Here is a 17,067-nt window from a genome sequence, read left to right on the forward strand (position 1 = left end):
AAGATATTATGAAGCTTTCTCATTCAAATGTCAAGATTTCGCTATTTTTTCAGCAAAACTTAGCATTAAATATCGCTCCTTCCTTTAAATTCTCAGGCTGCGTTTCTAAACTCTTGTCACCAAAATGCTTATCCATCAAGGCCGGAACTTGTGTAGCTTGAATTCGGCTATGGCGCGTTTTGTCTGGCATAACTAAGTTTGGCCCAGCTTTACAATTCTTCATACAACCAGTGCCTTTGATTGTAACTTGGTCTTCTAAACCGCGATCGCTTAAAGCCGCCTCCAACGCCTGACAAAGTGCTTTACCGCCGCGTTTCATGCAATCGGACTTTTGACAGACCAAAATAGTAGCTTTACTTTTAGCTGGTTTTACCTTGGCATTATCAATAGATGGGGATTCTGGCACAGGGGTAGCAGTCTGAATCACCATCTGAGAACGCGCCGCCATCACCCGTTCAGCCTTCAGAGTAACAGTGCCATCCTTCAAATCATGTTTTTTGTAACCAACAACTTGCAGCCAAGTGCCTGGTGGTAAGCGCAAGTCAAAAGCAGCCCGTAAATGTTTAGCGAGTTTAATATAAGACTCACCCTCATGAGTCCCCAGCATTAAGCCTTTAAGCTTATAGCCATCTTTAATAACAAAATCTATAAATCTGCCCTCAAGGCAAAACTCTGATACTTCTATGCTCTGAGATGCACCCATTTTTTAACCTCCTTTTAACTAATACAAGCTATCAAGCGAGATATTCTCAGCAACAGCTAAAGATTACAACTGTTGATAGCGACTTTTCCAGCAGCATTGAAGATTCCAAATCTGGTCTTGACGGGAGGCTGTTAATCGCCGTATCACACTCCAAAGTTGAATAACTGTCATAGGAGAGTCAATTTCAACTTGCAATGGCTGGTTAGCCTGACAACTACAGGGAATGTCTAACTCCTTTAGGCGTTGATAGACTTGCCAGCGATCTGCCCAATTCACCTCTACAAGGTGGTTACTTTCTATTTCTGAACTAAACGATTTCAAGAGAATTGCCCTCAAAGTGCAACAAACTTGCAGTAACTACTGCCATTTAACTCTCTGCTTTTTAAAAGTCTGAGGAGTTTAGCGTCTTTAAACCAGCATACCTTAAGTGCAAACAATTCTCAGTAATTTTGGAAAAAAAATCAAATTTTTGCAGCCATACCATATTGAAAGCGGGATCTAAAGAGACAAAGAAGAGAAAATTTTATTTTCTCTGCCTGCTGCTATTGGGAAAATACACATTTAAGCTGTGATGTCAATAGTAATGAGAATTTTATGCAACTTGATGAGCGTGCCATCATCCAGCCAACAATAAACTTGAGATTTTTAGTAAGCAAAAATACAAAATCTTGTGATGGCGAATTGGCTTGCGCTTCTTATTAAAATGTTAATATGTAAGGAATAAGCAGTTAAAATCTATAACTGTTAAAAAGAGAGGAACGCAATGTCTGAAACACAAACTTTGTTACGGAATTTTGGTAATGTATATGACAACCCTGTGTTGTTGGATCACAGCGTAACTGCTCCAGTGACAGAAGGATTCAACGTTGTATTAGCTAGTTTCCAGGCACTATATTTGCAGTACCAAAAGCATCATTTTGTAGTTGAAGGCTCAGAATTTTACTCTCTGCATGAGTTTTTTAACGAAAGCTACAACCAAGTACAAGACCACGTTCATGAAATTGGAGAACGTTTGGATGGTCTGGGTGGTGTGCCAGTAGCAACCTTCAGCAAACTCGCAGAATTAACCTGTTTTGAACAAGAATCTGAAGGTGTATATTCCTCTCGCCAAATGGTGGAAAATGACCTAGCTGCCGAACAAGCAATCATTGGCGTAATTCGTCGTCAAGCTGCTCAGGCAGAGAGTTTAGGCGATCGGGGTACACGCTATCTGTATGAAAAGATTTTGTTGAAAACTGAGGAACGTGCATATCATTTATCTCACTTCCTCGCTAAAGACAGCTTAACTTTAGGGTTTGTCCAAGCTGCTCAAAGCTAAAACTCTCATAATCTAGATTTGTCTACCTAGACTGAAAGAAAAACTTGGCAGCACTAACTCTTAAAATATTATAAAAAATGGCAGAGAATGGTATTCGTATCTCTCTGCCATTTTTAATCTAAGTAAACATATTTTCATAATATTTAACGTTGCAAATATTTAGCAATTAGATAGTTAACAAATATTTTTAGTTAAGAAAATTATTTATATTTAATAAGTTAAATAGGTATATGCCAGAATAAATAACCATCTGTTGCCAAATCTAATCAAATTAAATAATAAAGATTCGCAAAAACTTTAAAAATTTTAGCATCGCAATTAAATAAAATTAGAAATATAAAATAATAATTGGGCATGGGAAAGAGGCAGAGGGGCAGGGAGCAGGGAGCACAGGGGAAAGAGATAATTTTTTATTCTCCCCCTTTCCTCGACTCCCCACTCCCCGCTCCCTACTTTTTTTGTCATCAAACTTAGAAAACTTAATAATAAAAAGCACGAGAGGGGGTAAAGACCCTTAAAATAATCAGGATTTGTATATCTCGTATTTCAAGGCAACTACTATGCCCCGCCGTGATGACCTCCGGAAGATTCTACTGTTAGGCTCTGGCCCAATTGTGATCGGACAAGCCTCTGAGTTTGACTACTCTGGCACTCAAGCCTGCAAAGCGCTGCGAGAAGAAGGCTATGAAGTGGTTTTGGTCAACTCCAACCCTGCAACAATTATGACCGACCCGGAAACGGCCGATCGCACTTACATTGAGCCGTTGACACCAGAATTGGTTGAAAAAGTCATTGAGAAAGAACGCCCTGATGCTCTGCTACCGACGATGGGGGGACAAACCGCCCTCAACCTCGCCGTTGCTTTAGCTAAAAATGGGGTGTTGGAAAAGTATGGCGTTGAGTTAATCGGCGCTAAACTACCAGCCATTGAAAAAGCCGAAGATCGAAAACTTTTTGGTCAAGCAATGGCAAGGATTGGGGTAGCTGTGTGTCCCAGCGACACAGCCGAAACTTTAGAAGAAGCCAAAGCTGTTGCCCGCAAAATTGGTACTTATCCCCTAATTATTCGTCCAGCTTTCACAATGGGTGGAAGTGGGGGAGGTATTGCTTACAACCAAGAAGAATTTGAAGAAATGGCACAGGTAGGTATAGATGCCAGCCCCGTTTCGCAAATTCTGATTGACCAGTCTTTACTCGGCTGGAAAGAATATGAACTCGAAGTGATGCGTGATTTGGCAGATAACGTGGTAATTATCTGCTCCATCGAAAACCTTGATCCTATGGGCATCCACACCGGAGACTCAATTACCGTAGCTCCCGCGCAAACCCTCACTGATAAAGAATATCAAAGGCTGCGGGATATGGCAATCAAAATCATCCGCGAGATCGGTGTGGAAACTGGCGGTTCTAATATCCAGTTTGCTGTCAATCCGGTTAATGGGGATGTGGTTGTAATTGAGATGAACCCCCGCGTTTCCCGTAGTTCGGCTTTATCTTCTAAAGCAACGGGTTTCCCCATCGCCAAAATGGCCGCAAAATTGGCTGTGGGCTACACCTTGGATGAAATTAAAAATGACATCACCAAGAAAACTCCTGCGTCTTTTGAGCCGACAATTGACTATGTGGTGACAAAAATCCCTCGCTTCGCCTTTGAAAAGTTCCCTGGTTCTGACCCAGTACTGACAACCCAAATGAAGTCTGTCGGGGAAGTAATGGCAATTGGGCGTACATTCAACGAATCCTTCCAAAAGGCGCTGCGATCGCTCGAAACCGGACGCGCTGGTTGGGGTTGCGACAAAGCCGAAAAATTACCCAGTGGTGAACAAATTCGCGCCCAACTGCGGACACCTAACCCCGATCGCATTTTCTCCGTGCGCCATGCCTTGCAACTAGGAATTAGTGCTGAGGAAATCTACGAACTGACTGGTATTGACCCGTGGTTCCTAGATAAATTTCAGCAACTGCTAGATGTTGAGAAATTCCTGAAGCGGACACCTTTGCAGCAATTGACAAAAGAGCAACTTTATGAAGTGAAGCGGGACGGATATAGCGATCGCCAGATTGCTTATGCTACCAAAACCACCGAAGATGAAGTTCGCGCTTACCGTAAGTCACTAGGGATTATCCCAGTTTATAAAACCGTAGATACCTGTGCTGCTGAGTTTGAAGCATTTACTCCCTACTACTATTCTACCTACGAAGAAGAAACAGAGGTAATGCCCGCAACCAAGCCAAAAGTATTGATTTTGGGTGGTGGCCCCAACCGCATTGGACAGGGAATTGAGTTTGATTATTGTTGTTGTCACGCCGCCTATGCTTTGAAGAAAGCGGGGTATGAGACGATTATGGTCAACTCTAACCCAGAGACAGTTTCGACAGACTACGATACCAGCGATCGCCTTTACTTTGAGCCTTTAACAAAAGAAGATGTTATTAACATCATTGAAACTGAAAACCCAGTGGGTGTAATAATCCAGTTTGGCGGACAAACACCGCTAAAGTTGGCTCTACCATTACAAGAATTTCTTAGAAATGACACTTCTGGACTGCTCACCAAAATTTGGGGTACATCGCCAGATTCCATCGACATGGCAGAAAACCGGGAGCGGTTTGAAAAGATTCTCCAACAGTTGAATATTTCCCAACCGCCTAATGGTATTGCTCGGAGTTACGAAGATGCGCTGATTGTCGCCAAACGTATTGGCTATCCGGTGGTGGTGCGTCCCAGCTATGTGTTGGGGGGACGGGCGATGGAAATCGTTTATTCTGATGCTGAGTTGGAACGCTACATGACCTTTGCGGTACTAGTGGAACCAGAGCATCCGATTTTGATTGATAAGTTTTTGGAAAATGCGATCGAAGTCGATGTAGATGCGATCGCCGATCATACCGGACGGGTGGTGATTGGTGGCATCATGGAACACATTGAGCAAGCGGGGATTCACTCAGGAGATTCCGCTTGTTCCTTACCTTCTATCTCCCTATCACCAGCAGTTCTCAATCAAATTCGCACTTGGACGGTGCAGCTAGCGCAAGCGTTGTCAGTCGTGGGGTTGATGAATATTCAATTTGCCGTTGTCGGCGCAAGCAGTTATTCTCCCCAAGTTTACATTTTGGAAGCCAACCCCCGTGCCTCGCGTACAGTCCCATTTGTTTCTAAAGCAACGGGCGTACAGTTGGCGAAACTAGCATCCTTAATTATGTCGGGTAAAACCTTAGAGGAGTTACACTTCACCGAGGAAGTCATTCCGACACATATTGCTGTAAAAGAAGCAGTATTACCCTTTAATAAATTCCCAGGAACTGATACAATATTGGGCCCAGAAATGCGATCCACTGGTGAGGTGATGGGGATTGACAGCGACTTTGGCCGTGCCTTTGCCAAAGCAGAATTGGGTGCTGGGGAGCGTTTACCACTAAGTGGAACTGTATTTGTATCAATGAGCGATCGCGATAAAGCTGCTGCCAGTGGTGTGGTGAAAGAGTTTATAGATTTGGGCTTTACAGTGATGGCTACCCTTGGTACACGGCGAGTTCTTCTCGAACAGGGGTTAAATGTTGAATTAGTGTTAAAACTCCATGAAGGCCGTCCCCACGTCCTAGATGCAATCAAAAACCAGAAAATCCAACTTATTATCAACACACCTTCAGGAGAAGAAGCCCACACTGATGCTAGGTTAATTCGTCGCACAGCCTTAGCTTATAAAATTCCCATCATTACTACCATTGCCGGCGCGAAAGCTACCGTCGCCGCCATCCGTTCTTTACAAAATACGACTTTGGATGTAAAAACCATTCAAGAGTATTGCCCGATTGCGAGGGAGTAGGGAGTGGGGAGTGGGGAGTTAGGAGTTAGGAGTTAGGAATTGGGGAGATGAGGGAGACAAGGAGAATAACCAATGCCCAATGTCCAATGCCCCATTTCCCACTCCCCACCCCAGCAAAAATTAAGTAATTGTTATAAGAGAATGACTATAGTTCTCATTAGAGATACCTTAACAAATATGAGGAAAATTATTTGAACCTGAGAATTTCTTAAATTTAGTTCAAGTCAGCCTAGAGAGAAAGGGCGACGTTGCATGAACTGGAACAACCAGGAAATTTAATGTCGCCATATAGCCAAAATATTCTCATAAATGTTACAATTGTTAATATGGCTCCAATAGAAAAATGTTTAAAAAGCGATCTTTTATCTAACTGTAGGTACTTGTGCAAACTAGGAAATAGCTGTAACTTTTAGCAGTTAAGAAGCCTAAATTTGATTATTATGAGCAGCCGAATTTCTCGGATGCGTAAGTTGCAAACCATAACATAGGTTCCCAGCCTAACTGGGTAGCACCCTAAAAAAGCATCTATCCCTTAATGACCCTACCGCTAAACCCATCATTACCAAAGAGTAGCGCCATGAAGACCGCTCAGACAGCCACAGACCTCGTGCGGACTTACCTGCGTGAGATTGGCCGTGTGCCACTCTTAACACACGAGGAAGAGATTTTCTATGGTAAACAGGTGCAACGTTCTTGCACTTTGCACGAATCAAGAGAATCTCTTGCCACCCAGTTAGGTCGTCAACCGACTTTAGAAGAATGGGCCAAAGCGACAAAGCTAGAACCAGCAGAGTTGAACGAAGCGATCGCAGATGGTGAGATTGCCAAGCGTAAGATGGTAGAAGCCAATTTACGGCTGGTAGTCTCCGTTGCCAAAAAGTACATAAAGCGCAACGTCGATCTACTGGACTTGATCCAAGAAGGTAGTATTGGTATGCAACGGGGCGTAGAAAAGTTTGACCCTACCAAAGGGTATAGATTTTCTACCTATGCCTATTGGTGGATTCGGCAAGCTATTACTCGTGCTATAGCCGAAAAAGCTCGCACCATTCGGCTGCCTATCCATATCACTGAAAAATTAAATAAAATTAAAAAGGCACAGCGCCAATTGTCTCAAAAATTGGGACGCGCTCCGACAGCTGGTGAGCTAGCTGAAGAATTAGAATTGACCCCCAAACAAGTGCGAGAGTATCTAGAAAAGGCGCGTTTGCCTCTTTCCTTGGATTTGCGCTTGGGTGATAATTACGACACCGAACTTGGAGAAATGCTGGAAGATCCAGGAGCATCTCCAGAAGAGTTTGTCATGCAATCTTCCTTATCTTATGACTTAGATCGCCTGATGGGTGACCTCACGCCACAACAGAAGGAAGTGATCACGCTGCGCTTTGGCTTAACTGATGGGCAAGCGCTGACTCTGGCTAGAATTGGTGAAATCCTGAACATCAGCCGAGAACGAGTCAGGCAAATTGAGCGGGAAGCTTTAACCAAACTTCGCAAGTCTAAAGCCAACATGGGTGAATATTTGGCAAGTTAGGGGATTAGGAGTGAGGAGTGAGGAGTTTTTAATTAACTCCTCACTTTTGACTTTATTTATTGTGGTGAGAAAATACGCTGACTTTGGTACGGTTACGCCTACTTCCACTCTTACGCTAGCTTGTTACATTAGTTGATACGAAGACAAAAGAGCTAGCTAAGTCTAATCCAAAACAGACATTTAATATTCAAATAACAAGCACCGCAGCTAGCAGTGGTAGTTAAGGAGCTAAAAAATGAATAACTCATCCAATCGTGTCTCAGAATTTTTCAATAGCGAATCAGAAACTAGCGATTTACTATGGCAGTATGTTAAATCCTTGAGTCCAGAAACAGTTACCCAACTATCTAAACCCACGTCTGCCGAAGTTTTTCAGGTAATGGAACGCAATATTACAGGACTATTGGGTAATTTACCTTCAGAAAGCTTTGGCGTTACTGTAACTACCAGTCGAGAAAGTCTAGGTCGGCTTCTGGCTTCTGCTATGATTAGTGGTTATTTCTTGCGTAATGCTGAACAGAGAATGGATTTTGAAATCGCCCTACAAGGAGCTGAAACCAACAGTAGCGAAATTGACTAGAGATATAATAGTAAATTCAACATTCTTGTTGGGTTTATAGCTAGTCAAGTCATGGCGATAGGAATTTAAAATAAACCTCTGCGAAATCTTTGCTCGTAATTCCCAATCAAAAATCAGCTAAATCTTTTTAAAATATCCAAAACAGTGACAAATTAAGATTGAAATTTAAACGCATAGGCGCTTTACCGAACCGTATATTAGGAGTGCAGAGGTTATCGCAGAGGTTTGAAATGTGGTTCTCTATGAACTTATGTAGTTTGGTAATCAGTTGAATTAGAGGTGTATCTCTAAATGATTAATACACACGCGTAGGTAAACTAACTACGGTAAATGATATTCGCAATAAATAAATTCAAACTCGGCAAAGTAGTCTAAACTCTGCCGAGTTTTATTATGAGTCAAGAGCATACTTTGAATCAAGGATTAAAACGTGGAAAATTAGGAACTTTATTGTAAATTAAAGAGTTTAAGACCCCAACGATTACATATAGCATTAATTACCCTGAGGGATCTTGCTAGAGTCCGGATTTAAATCCCTGTCAGAAATGTCTTTAATTTTGAATCGTTAACTCTGCCTATCTACCCATAAACTATGAGTAAAACCAACTCCCTCCTACCCCATAAAATCATTGGTGTTGCAGTAATTTGGAACGAGCAAAAGCAAATTTTAATTGATCGCCGTCGTCCAGAAGGAGCAATGGGTGGTTTGTGGGAATTTCCTGGCGGTAAAATTGAGCCTGGTGAAACTATCAGCGAGTGTATTCAACGAGAAATTTCCGAAGAACTGGGAATAGTAATTGAAGTAGGAGAGCATCTGATTACTATTGACCACACATATACAGACTTGCGCGTTACCCTCACAGTACATCATTGCCGCCATGTTACAGGTATTCCCCAACCTTTAGAATCCGATGAAATTCGCTGGGTAACTTTGGAAGAACTGGAGGAGTTTACTTTTCCTAAAGCAAATATTCAAATTATTGCTGCTTTAAAAGGGAGTAGCGAGTAGGGAGTAAGGAGCAGCAGAGAAATAGTTTCCCCCTACCCCCTGCTCCCTGCCCCTCTGCCTCTTCCCAATGCCTAATAGCGTAACAATCTATTAATTGCATCAGGTTGAGTCCCGCAATTTTCTACAATAAGCGCAGGGACTTTGATCAAAAGTGTAAATAAATGCCTAAAACCGTTGCCGATGTGATGAGCCGCGATCCTATTGTTGTCCGGGTGGAAACTCCACTGAATGAAGCTATCCAAATTCTTGCAGAACGCCACATCAGTGGACTACCTGTTGTGGATGATGTCGGTAAATTGGTTGGTATTATATCAGAAACCGATTTGATGTGGCAAGAAACTGGTGTTACTCCACCTGCGTACATCATGTTTCTTGATAGCGTTATCTATTTAAAAAATCCTGCTACTTATGAACGTGACTTGCACAAGGCTTTAGGGCAAACCGTTGGGGAGGTGATGAGTAAAAACCCGATCACTATTTCCGCTAATAAAACTTTAAGGGAAGCCGCTACAATCATGCACGATCGCAGCGTTCACCGCTTGCCAGTACTTGACGACACGGATCAAGTAATTGGTATCCTCACTCGTGGTGATATTATTCGGGCAATGGCAGCAAGTCAAGATTAGTCATTAGTCATTAGTCAAGAGTTTTATGACACTTGGCTGTTGTCTTTACTTTTGAGTCATTTTTTACACCTTTGAAAATCAGGATAACTAAATGAGTATTACTCCGGAGTCTGTTAAGCAATTGCTCACTTCTGAGAATTTAGGTGATCGCTTACGTGCAGTAAATCAAATCCGCGAACTGGAACCTGCGATCGGTTTTGAATTAATTCAAAGTGCTATTGGCGATAGCAATTCGCGTGTGCGTTACTCGGCGGTGAGTCAAATGGATACACTCGGAACACAAGATTTACAGTTATCCTTGGATATCTTGCGCGATCGCTTGCTTCATGACTCCGAAGTAGATGTACAAGCAGCAGCAGCAGACTGTTTGGGCGCTCTGAAGTTACATGAAGCTTTTGAAGACTTGCAACACCTTTACCATACAACCGGTGAATGGTTAATACAATTCAGTATTATCGCCACATTAGGAGAGTTAGGCGATCCACGAGCTTTTGAACTACTCAAGGAGGCACTCTCATCAGAAAACGAATTAGTCCAAACTGCTGCTATTAGTTCTTTGGGTGACTTGGGAGATTTACAAGCAGTTCCTTTGTTGGCTCCTTATGCTACCAATCCAGATTGGCAAATTCGTTATAGAGTTGTACAAGCTTTGGCTCGTTTGGGTAGTGCAGAAGCCAAATCTATATTAGAAACTCTGGCTGATGATGAAATGGAAGCGATCGCAAACGAAGCCAAAAATTCTTTGCAGTCAGTTTAAGTATATCTAAGGTTAAGAAAATCCACCTTTAATATAGATTTGTCTGACAGTATAAAAAATTCGACCTGGTTGGGAAAATTTTGCATTCCAGCCAGATCGAATAGATCAGTTAGAGTTACTTTTAGCAATTAAAAGTAACTTGTTTATATTTGAGGATAGGACTATTGAAGGATACTTTCGCGACGGCGAGACATAGCCATTACTGCACCTACTGCACCCAAGCCTAGTAATGCGGCTGGTTCAGGAACTGTAGTTACAGCAAAACCTGTGAAACTCCCATAAACTGTTTTACCCGCATCGTAAGCTACTTTTGCATTAGTGTAACTTTTGTCTACAGGACTGTCTTTAATAGCAAAAGTGATATATCCTTTGGCTTTACTTCCATCTTCAAAAAGTCCATTGAAACCTAAGTTTATATCTATTCCTCCATTTTGTGGAGTAATAACTGCTGGATCGAGACTGGTCAAACTAAGCAGTTTATTTCCGTCCAAAAGACCAACATCAATAAACGCAGAAGGTGAAGTAAATGGATTGATTTGGAAGCTTTTGATAAAACCTCTAATATCAGATGAAAAATCGTCTGTTTGCTCTGTAAATAAAATTGCTCCGTCATCAGGAATAAAGTTTACAGAGGTTTTGCTAATAGTGGCTTTAGTTGGCAGAGAAGAAGGGTTTCTATCAGAAGTACTGTAGTTAAATGAACCAATGTATGCTTGAGCAGACCCAGCAGATGTAAACAACCCAGCAGTAGCTAAGGGGATGGCAGCAGTAACAGCTAGAGTTGCATTTAGTAATTTAGATTTAAAATTAATCATTATCGTTTGAGGCTTCTAGTAATAACCTTAAATCAGAACAATTGCTTTACTTTTAATCTCAGTAATTTATGAAAAATACTGTCAGTGAAAGCAAAACTTGCATAATGTATTTCTGATCTACATAAAATCACATAGACTTAGAGCCTGCAATATTTACTGAGTGGTCTTCATCACATCTTTAAGGCATTACTATCCTTCATGAAATTTTAATTTCTTATATATGTGCGCTTCGTATATTTCAGGCTCCGTAAGGTTTAGATTGTTGGCAATAGCTCTGGCTTTAAGAAAAGCTGTTTACATAGTATCAACATAGTAATTTTATATACTTATAATTACTCAACCATATTTTAGATAAATGGAGTATGCAGTGTATCTTTTATAATCTCTCTAGTTAAAAATATTTAGTGAAACAGTTCCTCTCGGAGAATATAAGGAGAGGAACCTCTATGTTTGCTTACTATGAATGGTCTTTGTATCAAATTGAATGTTTGTAATAAATAGCTAATTGCTAGCTATTTATTCCTCTTCTCAAATGTGTCAGACCTTTGAAATGTTAAGAGCCAAATACCTGTGGCCAAGTTGTCACAACGAAAACTACAACTGCTGCGATCGCTAACAACCCTTGAATCAAATTTCCAACCAAAGAGCCGGCTACAATTCCTATACCCGCTTTAATCGCCAACCCGAATTCACGTCGGTAAAGATACTCACCGATAATTGCTCCCAAAAGCGGCCCTAGTAAAATTCCTAACAGTGGCCCCCCAAAAGGCAACGTTGGCAATAATCCCAAAAATCCCACTACCAAACCAACAATTGCACCAATTTGTCCCCACTTGCTAGCTCCAGCTTGTTTTGCTCCCACATAACTAGCTAAAAAATCCACTCCGACACTGAGCAGTAAAACTAGAACTGTCACAATTAGGGGAATCTTGATAGCTGCAAAGGAACTACTAACGATTCCCCAGACGATAATTGCAATTAAAATTAAGCTGCTACCAGGAATGGCAGGAACTACAGCACCAATGATTCCCAAAAGCATTACAGCAAGTAATAGCCAATAAATAATTTGCATAGATAGAATTGTAATTTTCTAAATTTCCCGGTAGTAGGGGCGCACAGCTTGCTGTACGCCCCTACTGCATATTGTATCTGGGTAAGATGGTGATAAATACTTAAGGTTTTCAACCTGAACCAAATATGATTTTCTAGTTCAATCTGGTAAAATCTCTCTCTAGATCGCTCTTGGCTTGTCTTGGTAATCGTCGGTTGTGGGGACTAATTAATTTGATCTCCAGATGCGATTTATATTTAGGACTTACGCAAAAGTATACCCGCTCAGGGACAATTCATGAATCCCAAACCCATAACCATAGGCGTAATGAAGACGCAAGCCGTTCGTACTGAGTAACTGAACTTCCCAAACACTCCAAGATAAAGCTCAAAACCCATGACGAGAAAAATTTTAACTGGACTGAGTTCAGCAGCCTACGAACACCCTTTTGATCGCAAAGCCTTGGCTTCTTTGCAAAAGATGCCCGGTGTCTCTCTGCTACTCAAAAAAATTAACGAATATGGCATTGATCGCTTACTCAGGCTGCAAAGCCTTGGTAGTGAAATCAGAATTTCATCCCGTAATTTTCCTCAATTGCATGAGAAATTTGTAGAAACCTGCCAAATTCTTGATGTTGCTCCACTTCCTGAACTGTATCTGTTTCGAGGTACAGGTCACATTCAAACCTATATTGTTGGCGTAGAAAAACCCCTCGTTGGTATAAATTTAGATGCAATGGAGTGGCTTGGCGCAGATGAGTTGATTTACGTTCTTGGACACGAAATCGCTCGCATCAAGAGTCAGCACATGGTTTATCACCAGATGGCAATTGTTATGCCAAGTTTGAAAAATTTGTTGAACAGTACCACACTGGGGGTTGGTGGCTTGGTAGCTAGTGGTATGGAACTGGCTTTGTATAATTGGCGAATGATGGCCAGATTTACTGCCGATCGCGCTGCAATGCTGGCTTGTCAGGATATCGACGTAGCAACCACTACACTGATGAAACTCGCGGGTTTACCAGATGAGTATTTGACTACTGCTGTAATTGAAGATTTTCTTGTCCAAGCCCGTGAGTTTGCATCGAATAATTTTGAAAGTATTGATAAGGTCACCAAAATATTAAGCTATACAGAACCCGGACTTTCGTGGGTAGTTATGCGGGCTGGTGAGTTATTGAAATGGGTTGATTCAGGAGAATATGAGAATGTAATTCAACAGAAAAATTTAAAGACACCGGAAGAAGCGGAAGAAGCGGAAGAAAAAGAAGAAGAAGAAGAAGGAAAAACACTGGAAGAAAAAGAAGGGTGGAATTTTTTGACTTCTTGGTGATTGAATTTTAGATTTTAGGTCGCACCTTTGGTGCGCTTCCAGCGCAACTTAGATTTTGGATTGCTGATTTTAGATTAAATTCTAAATTAGTGAATTAGCTAAGAGCCAAGAGTAACGGCTAATTTATCAGCAATCCCGGCAATCCAATTTTCATCTTGTTTGGTGTAACTGCGAGGAGCATTCGCGCCCAAAATTAGAGCGCCTTGCTTACCAATAGGTTGACAAATTACACCTTGAGTGTTTTCTGGTAAATAATCAAATTCAAGCCTACCTGGATATACTTTTAGCGCAACTAGATAAATCGGCTTTTGTTTTTCGAGTACCTGTTTTAAGATTACTCCTGGTACAACCTCAGATTTAATACCCAGAATCCCACGACGCAACAAAACTTTACCTTGATAATAAACCACCAGCGATCGCGTGACTGTATTGGTCAACAATAAATGAGATGCCCAGGCTAGCTCTGTTTTCACGGCTTCAGGTAAATCTGCTGCTAGTACAAAACCTTCTTCACCAATTAGTTCTACAGTATCAGGCGATCGCGGCTGAACTTGCTGCCAAATTAAACCCGTCAAAATTAACACCGCACTCAAAATAACACCCACCACATCACCACGCGATTGAGATTGGGTTAGTTCTGGTGTCAATAAACGGTTAATTAGCAAAAGTACAGCGCCTAGCCCACCTACGACAATGGGTAGACGCCGCAAAACTCGATTAGGATCAGTCATTAGTCATTAGTCATTAGTCATTAGTCATTAGTCATTAGTCATTAGTCATTAGTCATTAGTCATTAGTCATTAGTCATTAGTCATTAGTCATTAGTCATTAGTCATTAGTCATTAGTCATTAGTCATTAGTCATTGGGCATTGGGCATTGGGCATCGGACAATAATTAATAGTTCTTCTCCCCCTGCTCCCCCTGCTCCCCCTGCTCCCTCTGCCCCCTGCCCCCTGCCTCATCTCCTCACTCCTCCCCTGGTTCAATAATTCGCTGGAAAAGATAACCAGTACCTCGCGCTGTAAGAATCAATTCTGGGTTGCTAGGATCATCTTCTAACTTTGCCCGCAAACGGGATATATGCACATCCACTACGCGGGTATCAACATGGCGCTCTGGTGTGTAACCCCAAACTTCCTGCAAAATTTCTGAACGAGAAAAAGGTTCTCCAGAGCGACTAACTACCAACTCTAGTAAGCTGAACTCCATACCAGTCAATCGAATCCGCTCATCACCTTTGTAGACTTGTCGCTTATTCGTATCGATTTTAATGTTAGCGACATGGATTACCCCAGAACTGGGAATGCCAGATCCACCGGTTTTGTCTACCCGCCGCAACACCGAGCGAATTCGAGCTTCTAGCTCTTTCGGGGAAAATGGTTTAACTACATAGTCATCAGCACCCAATTCTAGACCGGTGATGCGATCGGCTACATCCCCCAAGGCTGTTAGCATAATAATGGGGACATCTGATTCTTTTCGTAATTCTTGACATACACCATAACCGTCTAGCTTTGGCATCATTACATCCAAAACTACCAGGTCAGGATCAGTTTTGCGAAAAATATCTAATGCTTCTTCCCCGTCGCCAGCCGTCACTACATCGTAGCCAATCATCGAAAGGCGCGTTTCCAAAATCCGGCGAATGCTGGCTTCGTCATCTACCACCAAGATTTTTTCTTTATGACTTTCCAAGTTTCTCCACGCTCCTTCACTAAAAATTTACATGATTAATTTTTAATACCATAATATTAAGATATCATTCCATCAATTGATTTGGAAAAAGCTCTAAATACTACTATTATTGGTTTTTAGTTTTTTTCAAGAATTAAGTAAATATTAAGATTATTTAATAAGATTTAAGAATGGCAAAGGCAAAAACCTTTTTTGTGTGTAATGAATGTGGAGCAGAATCGCCCCAATGGTTTGGTAAATGTCCAGGTTGCGGGACTTACAACTCTCTAGAAGAACAAATTTCTATTCAATCCTCAGTAGATGTACCCAGTCGGGGGGGAGTGAGTGGTTGGCAATCAACTCAAACTAATGGCAAATCTCACGCTAAACCAGCTAAAGCGCGAGCCTCTTTAACATTTAACCAAATTACCGATCGCCAAATTGCCCGGTGGGAGTCTGGTTATGGAGAATTGGATCGGGTGCTTGGGGGTGGGATTGTCCCTGGCTCTATGGTGTTGATTGGCGGCGATCCGGGTATTGGTAAATCGACTTTATTGTTGCAAGTATCAAATCAATTAGCACAGAAATATCGCATCCTTTACGTAACTGGTGAAGAATCGGGACAGCAGGTAAAATTACGAGCTTCTCGTTTGGGAGTATCAAAACCCCTAGGTGTGGTGAATGAGGAGAATGTAACAGTAGTAGTAGAGACTACACTTTCCATAGACCCTGACAGTATAGGTGCAGATTTATATGTACTGCCAGAAACAGATTTAGAAGAAATTTTACGGGAAATAGACTCTCTAAAACCAAACGTGGCGGTGATTGATAGTATCCAAACGGTGTTTTTTCCAGCGCTGACTTCTGCACCAGGTTCGGTAGCTCAGGTACGGGAATGTACAGCAGCATTGATGAAAGTGGCAAAGCACGAAGATGTGACTATGCTGATTGTGGGACACGTCACCAAAGAAGGAGCGATCGCAGGGCCAAAAGTTTTAGAACATTTAGTAGATACGGTGTTGTATTTTGAAGGTGATCGCTTTGCCTCTCATCGGTTATTACGGACAGTGAAAAACCGTTTTGGCGCAACTCACGAAATCGGCATCTTTGAAATGGTAGCCGAGGGACTGCGGGAAGTCTCTAACCCCTCAGAGCTATTTTTAGGCAACCGTGACGATCCTGCACCTGGTACTGCCATTGTCGTTGCTTGCGAAGGCACTCGCCCGATAGTTGTGGAATTGCAAGCTTTAGTGAGTCCCACTAGTTATCCCTCACCTCGTCGTGCTGGTACTGGCGTAGATTACAACCGCTTGGTGCAAATTCTTGCCGTCTTAGAAAAACGGGTGGGAATTCCCATGTCGAAATTGGATTCCTACGTTGCTTCTGCGGGTGGGTTGAATGTGGAAGAACCTGCGGTAGATTTGGGAATTGCGATCGCGATCGTTGCCAGTTTCCGCGATCGCATAGTCGATCCTGGTACAGTATTAATCGGTGAAGTTGGGTTAGGTGGACAAGTGCGATCAGTTTCCCAAATGGAACTGCGGTTGAAAGAAGCTGCTAAGTTGGGATTTAAACGAGCGATCGTGCCAAAAGGGACAAAATTTCCCGACTTGAATATTGAGATATTACCAGTATCTAAAGTAATAGATGCGATTATCGCTGCTATTCCGCATCAGGAATTGACAGCAGACGATTTAGAACCCGATGAAGAAGAGTAATTCCGGGACTGGGTACTGAGAAATTGTTCCAAAATTTGGCAGGGTTCAAAGCAAATTCCATAATTTTTACGAGTGAAAACCCAATCCCCAATCACTAATCACTAATCCCCAGTCGCTTTTAC

At 42.0% G+C, this 17,067-nt stretch carries 15 protein-coding genes; 9 read left to right on the forward strand and 6 right to left on the reverse strand.

Features of this window, described 5'->3' with window-relative positions:
- Positions 1-49 precede the first annotated feature (49 nt).
- Together LC608_RS00930 and LC608_RS00935 are read right to left on the reverse strand one after the other, a co-directional pair.
- Positions 50-703: a (2Fe-2S) ferredoxin domain-containing protein gene (locus tag LC608_RS00930; protein ID WP_229551742.1), complete on the reverse strand. Its 654-nt coding sequence runs from the start codon at positions 701-703 to the stop codon at positions 50-52.
- Positions 704-766: 63 nt separating this feature from the next.
- Complete coding sequence (locus tag LC608_RS00935) at positions 767-1,024, reverse strand: Asr1405/Asl0597 family protein (protein WP_229551743.1); 258 nt, start codon at positions 1,022-1,024, stop codon at positions 767-769.
- Positions 1,025-1,466: 442 nt separating this feature from the next.
- Between LC608_RS00935 and LC608_RS00940 the strand changes: the two genes are divergently transcribed.
- The 7 genes from LC608_RS00940 (at position 1,467) to nblB (ending at position 10,354) form a co-directional block, all read left to right on the forward strand.
- Positions 1,467-2,021 (forward strand): Dps family protein, encoded by a 555-nt coding sequence (locus LC608_RS00940; RefSeq protein ID WP_100898647.1) that lies wholly within the window; start codon positions 1,467-1,469, stop codon positions 2,019-2,021.
- 560 nt (positions 2,022-2,581) lie between these two features.
- A complete protein-coding gene (carB, locus tag LC608_RS00945) occupies positions 2,582-5,848 on the forward strand; it encodes a carbamoyl-phosphate synthase large subunit (RefSeq protein ID WP_229551744.1) in 3,267 nt (1,088 codons plus the stop codon).
- Between the two features lie 577 nt (positions 5,849-6,425).
- Positions 6,426-7,382 (forward strand): RNA polymerase sigma factor, RpoD/SigA family, encoded by a 957-nt coding sequence (locus LC608_RS00950; protein ID WP_109009939.1) that lies wholly within the window; start codon positions 6,426-6,428, stop codon positions 7,380-7,382.
- Between the two features lie 235 nt (positions 7,383-7,617).
- Positions 7,618-7,962: a DUF760 domain-containing protein gene (locus tag LC608_RS00955; RefSeq protein ID WP_229551745.1), complete on the forward strand. Its 345-nt coding sequence runs from the start codon at positions 7,618-7,620 to the stop codon at positions 7,960-7,962.
- A gap of 592 nt (positions 7,963-8,554) precedes the next feature.
- A complete protein-coding gene (mutT, locus tag LC608_RS00960) occupies positions 8,555-8,971 on the forward strand; it encodes an 8-oxo-dGTP diphosphatase MutT (protein ID WP_229551746.1) in 417 nt (138 codons plus the stop codon).
- A gap of 161 nt (positions 8,972-9,132) precedes the next feature.
- Entirely contained in the window at positions 9,133-9,597 is a 465-nt protein-coding gene (locus tag LC608_RS00965) for a CBS domain-containing protein (RefSeq protein ID WP_229551747.1), read from the forward strand.
- A 91-nt stretch (positions 9,598-9,688) separates the two neighbouring features.
- Complete coding sequence (nblB, locus tag LC608_RS00970; protein ID WP_229551748.1) at positions 9,689-10,354, forward strand: phycobilisome degradation protein NblB; 666 nt, start codon at positions 9,689-9,691, stop codon at positions 10,352-10,354.
- A gap of 161 nt (positions 10,355-10,515) precedes the next feature.
- Here nblB and LC608_RS00975 read toward each other — a convergent pair whose 3' ends face one another.
- The gene (locus LC608_RS00975; RefSeq protein ID WP_229551749.1) at positions 10,516-11,169 is read right to left on the reverse strand and encodes a PEP-CTERM sorting domain-containing protein; all 654 of its coding nucleotides are present in this window, start codon (positions 11,167-11,169) and stop codon (positions 10,516-10,518) included.
- A gap of 553 nt (positions 11,170-11,722) precedes the next feature.
- Complete coding sequence (locus LC608_RS00980; RefSeq protein WP_229551750.1) at positions 11,723-12,241, reverse strand: DUF456 domain-containing protein; 519 nt, start codon at positions 12,239-12,241, stop codon at positions 11,723-11,725.
- A gap of 375 nt (positions 12,242-12,616) precedes the next feature.
- Between LC608_RS00980 and LC608_RS00985 the strand changes: the two genes are divergently transcribed.
- Complete coding sequence (locus LC608_RS00985) at positions 12,617-13,552, forward strand: M48 family metallopeptidase (protein WP_229551751.1); 936 nt, start codon at positions 12,617-12,619, stop codon at positions 13,550-13,552.
- A 98-nt stretch (positions 13,553-13,650) separates the two neighbouring features.
- Here LC608_RS00985 and LC608_RS00990 read toward each other — a convergent pair whose 3' ends face one another.
- The gene (locus LC608_RS00990) at positions 13,651-14,283 is read right to left on the reverse strand and encodes a cofactor assembly of complex C subunit B (protein WP_229551752.1); all 633 of its coding nucleotides are present in this window, start codon (positions 14,281-14,283) and stop codon (positions 13,651-13,653) included.
- 236 nt (positions 14,284-14,519) lie between these two features.
- Positions 14,520-15,248, reverse strand: a complete 729-nt coding sequence (gene rpaB, locus LC608_RS00995) for a response regulator transcription factor RpaB (RefSeq protein WP_190731301.1) — start codon at positions 15,246-15,248, stop codon at positions 14,520-14,522.
- A 170-nt stretch (positions 15,249-15,418) separates the two neighbouring features.
- On the opposite strand from rpaB, the gene radA reads away from it, so the two are divergent.
- Complete coding sequence (gene radA / locus LC608_RS01000; RefSeq protein WP_229551753.1) at positions 15,419-16,945, forward strand: DNA repair protein RadA; 1,527 nt, start codon at positions 15,419-15,421, stop codon at positions 16,943-16,945.
- Positions 16,946-17,067: the final 122 nt, after the last annotated feature.

The sequence above is a fragment of the Nostoc sp. XA010 genome, from assembly GCF_020829625.1.
Lineage (GTDB): Bacteria > Cyanobacteriota > Cyanobacteriia > Cyanobacteriales > Nostocaceae > Nostoc.

Excerpts from the sequence above, each read along its gene's own strand:
- LC608_RS00955 (WP_229551745.1), top strand. The coding sequence starts at position 7,618 with ATGAATAACTCATCCAATCGTGTCTCAGAATTTTTCAATAGCGAATCA.
- radA (WP_229551753.1), top strand. The coding sequence starts at position 15,419 with ATGGCAAAGGCAAAAACCTTTTTTGTGTGTAATGAATGTGGAGCAGAA.
- LC608_RS00985 (WP_229551751.1), top strand. The coding sequence starts at position 12,617 with ATGACGAGAAAAATTTTAACTGGACTGAGTTCAGCAGCCTACGAACAC.
- mutT (WP_229551746.1), top strand. The coding sequence starts at position 8,555 with ATGAGTAAAACCAACTCCCTCCTACCCCATAAAATCATTGGTGTTGCA.
- LC608_RS00940 (WP_100898647.1), top strand. The coding sequence starts at position 1,467 with ATGTCTGAAACACAAACTTTGTTACGGAATTTTGGTAATGTATATGAC.
- LC608_RS00930 (WP_229551742.1), bottom strand. The coding sequence starts at position 703 with ATGGGTGCATCTCAGAGCATAGAAGTATCAGAGTTTTGCCTTGAGGGC.
- LC608_RS00980 (WP_229551750.1), bottom strand. The coding sequence starts at position 12,241 with ATGCAAATTATTTATTGGCTATTACTTGCTGTAATGCTTTTGGGAATC.
- nblB (WP_229551748.1), top strand. The coding sequence starts at position 9,689 with ATGAGTATTACTCCGGAGTCTGTTAAGCAATTGCTCACTTCTGAGAAT.
- LC608_RS00990 (WP_229551752.1), bottom strand. The coding sequence starts at position 14,283 with ATGACTGATCCTAATCGAGTTTTGCGGCGTCTACCCATTGTCGTAGGT.
- LC608_RS00965 (WP_229551747.1), top strand. The coding sequence starts at position 9,133 with ATGCCTAAAACCGTTGCCGATGTGATGAGCCGCGATCCTATTGTTGTC.
- LC608_RS00975 (WP_229551749.1), bottom strand. The coding sequence starts at position 11,169 with ATGATTAATTTTAAATCTAAATTACTAAATGCAACTCTAGCTGTTACT.
- carB (WP_229551744.1), top strand. The coding sequence starts at position 2,582 with ATGCCCCGCCGTGATGACCTCCGGAAGATTCTACTGTTAGGCTCTGGC.
- LC608_RS00950 (WP_109009939.1), top strand. The coding sequence starts at position 6,426 with ATGAAGACCGCTCAGACAGCCACAGACCTCGTGCGGACTTACCTGCGT.